The sequence below is a fragment of the Micropruina sp. genome (assembly GCF_047606365.1).
In the GTDB taxonomy this organism is placed as follows: domain Bacteria; phylum Actinomycetota; class Actinomycetes; order Propionibacteriales; family Propionibacteriaceae; genus Micropruina.
The window spans coordinates 21,944-29,746 of sequence record NZ_JASGEN010000118.1 but is presented as its reverse complement, the minus strand read 5'-3'; the positions used below and the strand labels follow the sequence as shown (position 1 = coordinate 29,746).

Here is a 7,803-nt window from a genome sequence, read left to right as displayed (position 1 = left end):
GGGGCACGGCGAAGTGTTCCGGCCGTCGTTGCGCACGCCCGAAGACGGCGGCGAAGCCACTCCGCCCCCTCGTCGCCGGCCCGGCGACCCGGCCGATCCACCCGATCCGCCCGAGCCCCCGGATCCCGTCGACCCGCGTCCGCACCCTCATCCGCCGCGGCGCGACTCGCAGGCCGCCGCACTGTTCCGCCAGGTGGCCGGCACGCATCTCACCGCGTTCCTGGACGAGCGCCCGCATCATCCACCGCACCACGGCACGGTCACGGTCGGATCGCTGGTCGCGGAGGCGAAGCAACTCGTCGCACCCGTCCGCACCTTCGCGGCGGCGGTCGGCTCGCTGTTCAGCAGCCCAATCCCGGCGCAGCCCGGATCGGAGGCGCCGGTGCCCAACCTCCGCTTCGTGCCCCGCTTCGCGACGCCGATGGCGCAAGCCCTGGTCGAACTCGGCCAGCATTGGCTGCTGCCCGGCTTGGACGGCGTCCCCGCCAACACAGCGGTCGCGCTGCGCACCAACGGAGCATTCGTCGAGGCCTTCCTGGTCGGGCTGAACCACGAGTTCGGCCGGGAGCTGCTGTGGCGCGAGTTCCCGACACCGCTGACCGGCACCTTCTTCGACCAGTTCTGGGACGCCGCGGTCGCACCCGCGGAACCGCCCGACATTCCACCGTTGGACCAGTGGGCCGACCGGGCGCTGGGTGCCCCCACGTTGCGTGCGGAGCGGTTCGTGCTGCTGCTGCGCAGCGAACTGATCCGCCGCTTCCCGGACGCCGTCGTCACCGCTTCCCACCCGGGCGCCAACCCGCCGCGGACCCTGCTGCCGGTGTTCCGCGGCTCGCTCGACCCCGACGTCAGCTACTTCGGCTTCAGCATTCCGCTGGCGCAGGCCGACCAGTACGCGATCAGCATCGCCGAGCAGCCGAGCGCGCCCCGGTTCGGCTTCGAGGTTGGCGAGGCACCCCCGGGCGTGACCCATGCCCCGGCCACCGACGCGACCGCGGCGGCCCTGGCCGGACGGCTGCGTCAACTCCCGGCCCGGATCACCATTCCGATCACCGTGCTGATGCGGGAGCCCGAACCATGACCGATCCGCTGAACCTGGCCCCGCTGACCGCGGACGCGCTGATCGCCGACCCGCGGCTGACCGGCGTGCTGGCGGATGCCGAGCAACCGTTGGCGTTGCTGCCGGTGCGGCTGGAAACCCGGTACGCCGAGGGTGAGTTGCTGGTCCGGATCTACCCTGATCAGCTCCATGTGGACGCCCACGATCCACGGCTGTCCGAGGCCGAACAGGCCGCTGGCCAGGAGTTTTGGCGGGGCCAGTGGCGCACCGGCACGAACACCGCGCGGCAGCAGCGGTTGTGGGCGGCACTGGCTGAGCGGTTCGGCCCCGGACGCGCGGGCTGGGTGGCGCGGGCCACCCGTCCGACCAATCCGGCGGCCCGGCCGAACGCCGAGGTGGCCGACGGCGAGCCGTTGAGCGCCGAACCGACGTTCCCCGCCCTCCAGGTGACCGACGATCGACGCACGCCGGTGGCGCGGCTGCTGCCGCAGCAGTGGACGGTGACCGCCTACTCCGGCGGGCAGCTGCTGGCGGCCGTCACCGGTGCGCCGATCACCCTCGACCCGGCGGTCGGACCCGATCTGGCCGCGCCGCTGGTCGCCGACGCCGACGATCAGGAGGTCGCCGCGGTCGATACCGGAATGAACTGGCTGATCGACTTCGCAGCGGCCGAACAGCTGGGCATGGCGGTGCGGCTGCCGGTGACCGGTCCGGTCGACCTGCTGGTGGCCTGCGGCGTCCGCTCCGGTGACGCTGCGACCGGTGCCGCCGAGGTGGCCGCTCTGCTGGAGGCGCAGCGATATTCGGCAGGGCTGGGGTTCCTGGCGCCGGAGGCGACCACGAACAATGCCGAGGCGGCGCCGTCCGGCTGGTCGAGCACCGATCCGGGCGGCTGGTCACCGGTAGCCACCACTCCGCAGCCGGGCACGTTCGGGGCGACGGCGTCGGGACTGCTGGGTGTGGGCAGGGACCTTTTCGCCGGCCTGTCGCATGCCGATCAGGACGAGCCGCGGGTGGCGTCCGCGATGAACCGGGCACTGTGGCCCGCCACCTGGGGGTACTGGCTCACCCAGTTCATCGGGGTGGACGCCGCGACGAACGGCTGGGCGCGTGACTTCGCCGGTCGCTTCGTTCGCCCGGACGGCCCGCTGCCGGCGCTGCGGATCGGCAAGCAGCCGTACGGGGTGCTGCCGGTGACCTCGCTGGGCCGGTTCGGGGGCGATGACGAGCGGTTGACCCGGCTGGCCCAGGTGCTGGGCGGGCTGCGCGAGCAGGGCTGGCGTCCGGCGGTCGGGTTGGCGCCGCGGATCGGACGCGGTGACGTCACCGCCGATCTGGTCGACGTGCTGCGGATCGAGGGACGCTCCGACGACCTGACCCTGCGGCGCAGCATGGGGGCCCGGTTCGCCGACAACCTGGTCCGCTTCCTCGCCCTGGAGTTGACCGACATCGGTTTCTGGAACGCCGCGCGGGACCGGAATCTGCCGATCGCCCGTGCCGCCGGCCTTGGGTTGGTGCCGGGGGCATTGGTCGTCCACGAATCCGGTGAGCGGCCGGTCACTCTGCCGCTGGTCCGCGCCGAGGGTGAGGCCGAGGCGTTGCGGGCCCTGCTGGCCGCCGACCCGGACGCGCTGGCCACCGCGTCCGATCCGCCGGGCTCGGTGCTCGAGGCGCTGCTGCGGCACGGGTTGCTGCGCGAACATGCCGACGCGGCGTCCGGGTTGTTGGGGCTGCCCGCCCAGGACGCCGAGTTCTACGGCTTCGGTGACGATGCCACCGGTTGGTCTGCGCGCAGGGCTACTGTGTTGCCGGACGGTGGCACGGTGCGCGACCGGCTCGCCGACCAGTCGCCGACGGGTCCGCTCGCCGGGTTCCGGGCCGCCGTCGAAGCATTGGCGGACTCCTCCGCGGCTGCCTTGGAGCGGCAACTGGTGGGCGTCCTCGATGCCGCCAGCTACCGGCTGGACGCCTGGGTGACCGCGTTGGCGTCGGCACGGTTGGCACAGCTGCGTGACGCTGCGCCGTCCGGGCTGTTGGGCGGCGGCTACGGCTGGGTGGAGGGCCTGCAGCCGTCGACGGCCGCCCCGGTCCCGCAGAATCAGCTGCCAGTTGGTGAGCCGGCGCCGCTGGTGTTCGCCGATGACGATCCGGGGTTCATCCATGCCCCGTCGGTGCATCAGGCGCAGGTGGCTGCCATGTTGCGCAACGCCCACTTGGCGCACGGCGGCGGCGAGCAGGACCCGTTCGCGATCAGCCTGACCTCGGAGCGGATCCGGATGGCCCGCTGGGTCTTCGACGGCGTCCGGGCCGGGAGGACGATGGGCGCAGTGCTCGGCTATCTGGTGGAGCGCGACCTGCATGAGCGCCACCTGGATTTCGCGATCAACGATGCCCGCGAGGCGGCGCCGCTGCCCGGCCAGTGGGAGCTGCCGGTCGAGGCGCGCCGGTTGGACGGCCTGGCGCTGCACGAGTTGTGGTTGGGCAGCGAGGACCATGCCGTCGACCACCTGGTGTCGATGGGCCGGACGCCGACCGACGACGAGCGCAAACGGGCTATCGCCGTGCTGCGGGCGCTCAACGCCGCCGTCGACGCCTGCGCCGACGCGCTGCAGGCCGAGCAGGCCCACCAGTTCGCCCGCGGCGACCTGACCCGTGCGGTGAGCAGCGTCGGTGATGTGGACCGTGGCCTCACTCCTCCCCCTGATCTCGACTTCCTGACCACCCCGCGCACCGGCGCCGCAGTCACCCACCGGGTGGTGTTGCTGTTCGACCCGGACGCCCCGCCCACCCCCGGCTGGGCGGCCCCCAGTCATCCCGGGCTCCGCCCCGGGATCTCCGCCCGTGCCGCCGCCGAACCGGCCCTGGACGCCTGGCTAGGGTCGATGCTCGGACCCGCCACCACACGGAGCGTCACACTGGCCGGCGAACCCGCGACCTCAGTGCCATGGACAGACCTGCAACTGACGGCGTCCGACTTCGTCCACCTGGCCAGCACCGAGGGCGGCCTGCGCGAACTGGCCGCCCGGGCCGCTCTGGCGTCCGGTGCCGCGGTGGCGACCGCGCAACTCCTGCCGGACGCCGACCTGCTGGCGCTCCTCGAACTCGGCGGGTCGCTGGCGGCGCTGATCACCGCCGCCAAGCCGTTGGACGGCGCCGCACTGCAACCGCCGCACGCCGACCCGATCGGGGGCACCGATGTCGTCGAGTTGAGCGCCAGAGTGACCGCCGCCCGGCAACGGGTCACCGAGGTGGCCGCCGCCCTTGACGAGGCCCTGGCCGCCGATTCCGAGGACGACCTGCGGGATGCGGTCGTGGCGTCCTGGACGTTCGGCGTCGGTGAGGCCGGGCTGCCGTCCGCACAATCGGGTTGGGACGCCGCGGCCGCTCGGGTGCGGGCCGATCTGGCGGGACGCCTGGCCTCCCAGGCTGCGCCGTCCGACGATGTCGATGGACTGCTGGCGGAGGCACGCACCCTGCTCGGGCCGGGGTTTGTGGCGGTCCCCCGATTCGTGCCGACCGGAATCGATCAGCTAGTGGCGTCTCGTGACGATCCGGCGCTGACCGGAAACGATCCGCTGGCCGCTGAGGTTTGGCTGACCCGGATGGAACGGGTCCGGGAGCCGCTGGCCCGAGCCGGGATCGCGCTGCGTGAGGCCGAAGCGTTCGGCGGACAGCCGCTGCGACTCACGGTGGCACAGCTGCCGTACGCCCCCGGTGATACCTGGAATGCCCTGCCGGCAAGCAATTATGTGGACGGTGCGAGTTCGCTGCTGCTGATCGACGGTGAACTGCTGGCGCCTGGGCGAACCCTGTCCGGTCTGCTCCTCGACGAGTGGGCGGAGGTGGTGCCGTCCGACACCCAGACCACCGGTGTGGCGTTCCGCTACGACCCGCCCGAGTCGATGGCGCCGCAGGCGATCCTGCTCGCTGTGCCGCCGGTGCCCGGCGAGCCGTGGACGGTCGGCAGCCTCAATCAGGTGCTGATCGAGACCCTCGAACTGGCCCACCTGCGCGCGGTTCCGCCCGAAGCGCTCGGCGCGGTCCGGCAGTACCTGCCGGCGTCCGTGCTCGCCTTCAACACCGAGGCGGACGTGCCGTCGACCAACCCGCACGTGTTCGATCCGGCAGGAGGCTGAGATGGCGTCGATCACCAGCTACTCCCGACTCGAACCCGATCCGCTGCGCGCGGACGTCACGGTCGGCGCGACCGCACCCGTGCACGATCCGCTGTGGCTGCTGGCCCGGCAGTGGCAGCTCGGCGAGTTCGCCGGCCAGGACGGCGGCACCCCGGTGGTGGCCCGCTGGCGTGGCGTCGCGGCGGAACCGACCCGATTCGTCGCCGGCCCGATCCCGCCGAACACCGCCATGCAGGCACCCACTTTCGCCGCGCTCGCCGCCCCGCTGGAAACGCTGATCGAGAAGGCCGGCGCGCCGTTGCCGTCGGCGGCCGAGACCTTGGCCGGGTTGCGGCTCGGGGTGGATACCGGACGGCTGTTCCTGCGTCTGCTGGCCGGCCAGACGGTGTCTCGTGACTACGCGCCGGCGCTGCTGCGCGCGTTCGCCGTCCCGGTCTACGGCGACGACGTGCTGGCCGACGCGGACGCCGCCACCGCCGGCTATGCCCGCCTGCACGGTGGCCGAAGCCTGGACGGACGCCGGTTGCGCGCCGAACTGGCCGGCCGTCCGCAACCCCGGATCGACGAAACCGTGGCCCCCGGCGACGTGGCCGAACTGCGGGCCGCCTGCGCCGACTGGCTGCACCTAGTTGCCGACCTGTTCGACGACGTGGACCCGGCCGCCGAATGCTGGCAGCCGACGCGGTTCGAGCACACGGCATCCATGGCGGCCCGTCTCGGCGACAGCCCGTTCGACGAGACCACACTCACCGCGCACCGCTACGACAGCGACGTGCTCGACTGGTACGAGTTCGACGTCAACGGGGAGGTGAACCTGGGCACCAAGCCGAGCGAGGCCGGACCCGCCGTCGTCCGGACGGTGATGCCCGCCCCGGTCACCGCACCCGGGCTGCCCGCGCGCCGGTTCTGGGAGTTCGAGGACGGCAACCTCAATCTGGCCGCGCTGCAGCCCGCGGAGACCGATCTGGCCCAGGTACTGCTCATCGAAACCCTCTCCGGCTACGGCAATGACTGGTTCGTGATCGGCGTCGACCTACCGGTCGGCGCCCTGGTGCGGACGTCGTCGCTGGTGGTCACCGACACGTTCGGCGTCCGGACCCTGCTGCGGCACGTCGGCGACCCGAACGCGACCTCGGCCCGCGGCTGGAGTGTGTTCCAGCACGCCATGCCGTTCGACGCGAACGAACCCGAGGGCGCAACCATCCGCAACCTGCTGTATGTCGCGCCCCGACTGGCGAAACCCCTGGTCGGACCGGTGGTGGAAGAGGTGCTGCTGGCCCGCGACGAGCAGGCGAACCTCGGCTGGGCGATCGAGCAGACCGTCGAATCGCCGCTGCAGACCGGCCTGCCGCTGAGTTCGACGCGACCACCCGATCCGCCCGGCGATCCCGATCCGGCACCCGACTATCACCTTGCCCAGGCCCCACCGCCGCACTGGATTCCCCTCATCCCAGTACGCCCCGGCCCCACTGAACAGGTGGTCCTCGCCCGCGGCTCCGTCCTCGACATCGACGGACGCCGCCTCGTCCACAGCGTCACCGATCTCCTCGGCGGCGGCCCCGACGGCGCCCTCCTCATCCCCGAGGAGGAGGTGCCCACCGGCGGTCTCCTCGTCCAACGCAGCTACCAGGCCGCCCGCTGGATCGACGGCACCCTGCACGTCTGGGCCGCCCACCGCACCAAGGTGAGCCCCACCGTCCCACCCAGCGGCGTCCGCTACGACTACCTCATCGAATGACGGGGGACGGTTCTTCCGCATGCGAATTCCGAACCTCCGGGGACGGTTCTTCGACGTGCGAATTTCGAACCAGAAAGAACCGTCCCCCGGCATGCGAGATTCGCACCGCAGGGGACGGTTCTTTCGGTCCACGCTGGCTCGGTGGTGCGCTCTCGCTCATCAGGCGCCGGTTCCGGTCGATGCGCGTCGGTCTTACAGTTGTCCCGTGACGGACGAACACCCGCCCCGTACCCTCTCGCAAACCGTGCTGATGACGCCGGAGACGGCCAATTTCGCCGGCAACGTGCACGGCGGGCATCTGCTCAAAGTGCTCGACCAGGTCGCCTACTCGTGCGCCAGCCGGTTCGCCCGGCGCTACTGCGTGACCGCCGCCGTCGACGGGGTGTGGTTTCGCCGTGCCGTGCATGTCGGCGAACTCGTCACCTTCCTGGCCTCGGTCAACTACACCGGACGGACGTCGATCGAGGTCGGCATCCGGGTCGAGGCCGAAGACATCCTCAGCGGCGTCCGGCGGCACACCACCAGCTGCTACTTCGTGATGGTGGCCCTCGACGACAACGGCAAGGCGATGCCGGTCCCGCAGTTCGAGCCGGTCACCGACCTCGACAAGGCCCGGTGGGCGAAGGCCGAACAGCGCCGGACACAACGACTGGCCGGACGCGATCAAAGCGATTGAGCATGTCGACTCAGGACCCTTCGCCATGACCATTCACCGTCTCGCTCCGTCCGTCCGAAGAGTGATGCCGGTGGTGACCGGCCTGCTGTCGGTGACTGTGCTTCTTAGTTGCGCGGCCTGCACCACATCCGACCCCTCGCCGACGAACACGCCCTCCGCGACCAGCCCACCCAGATTCTTCGGCTGTCCGGAC

Annotated in this window: 3 protein-coding genes and 1 pseudogene; all 4 read left to right on the top strand. The window is 71.7% G+C overall.

Translation table 11 applies throughout. The annotated features are described in order from the left end of the window. Positions 1 to 1,081 (top strand): annotated as a pseudogene (locus tag QM624_RS14085) (hypothetical protein); the annotation flags it as partial. Further along, positions 1,078 to 5,196 (top strand): hypothetical protein, encoded by a 4,119-nt coding sequence (locus QM624_RS14080; RefSeq protein ID WP_415092865.1) that lies wholly within the window; start codon positions 1,078 to 1,080, stop codon positions 5,194 to 5,196. The pseudogene QM624_RS14085 and the gene QM624_RS14080, both read left to right, overlap by 4 nt. 1 nt (position 5,197) lies before the next feature. Continuing rightward, positions 5,198 to 6,934, top strand: coding sequence for a hypothetical protein (locus QM624_RS14075; protein ID WP_415092863.1), 1,737 nt, complete (start codon positions 5,198 to 5,200; stop codon positions 6,932 to 6,934). A gap of 250 nt (positions 6,935 to 7,184) precedes the next feature. After that, positions 7,185 to 7,610, top strand: a complete 426-nt coding sequence (locus QM624_RS14070) for an acyl-CoA thioesterase (protein WP_415092869.1) — start codon at positions 7,185 to 7,187, stop codon at positions 7,608 to 7,610. The last annotated feature ends 193 nt before the right edge of the window (positions 7,611 to 7,803 follow it).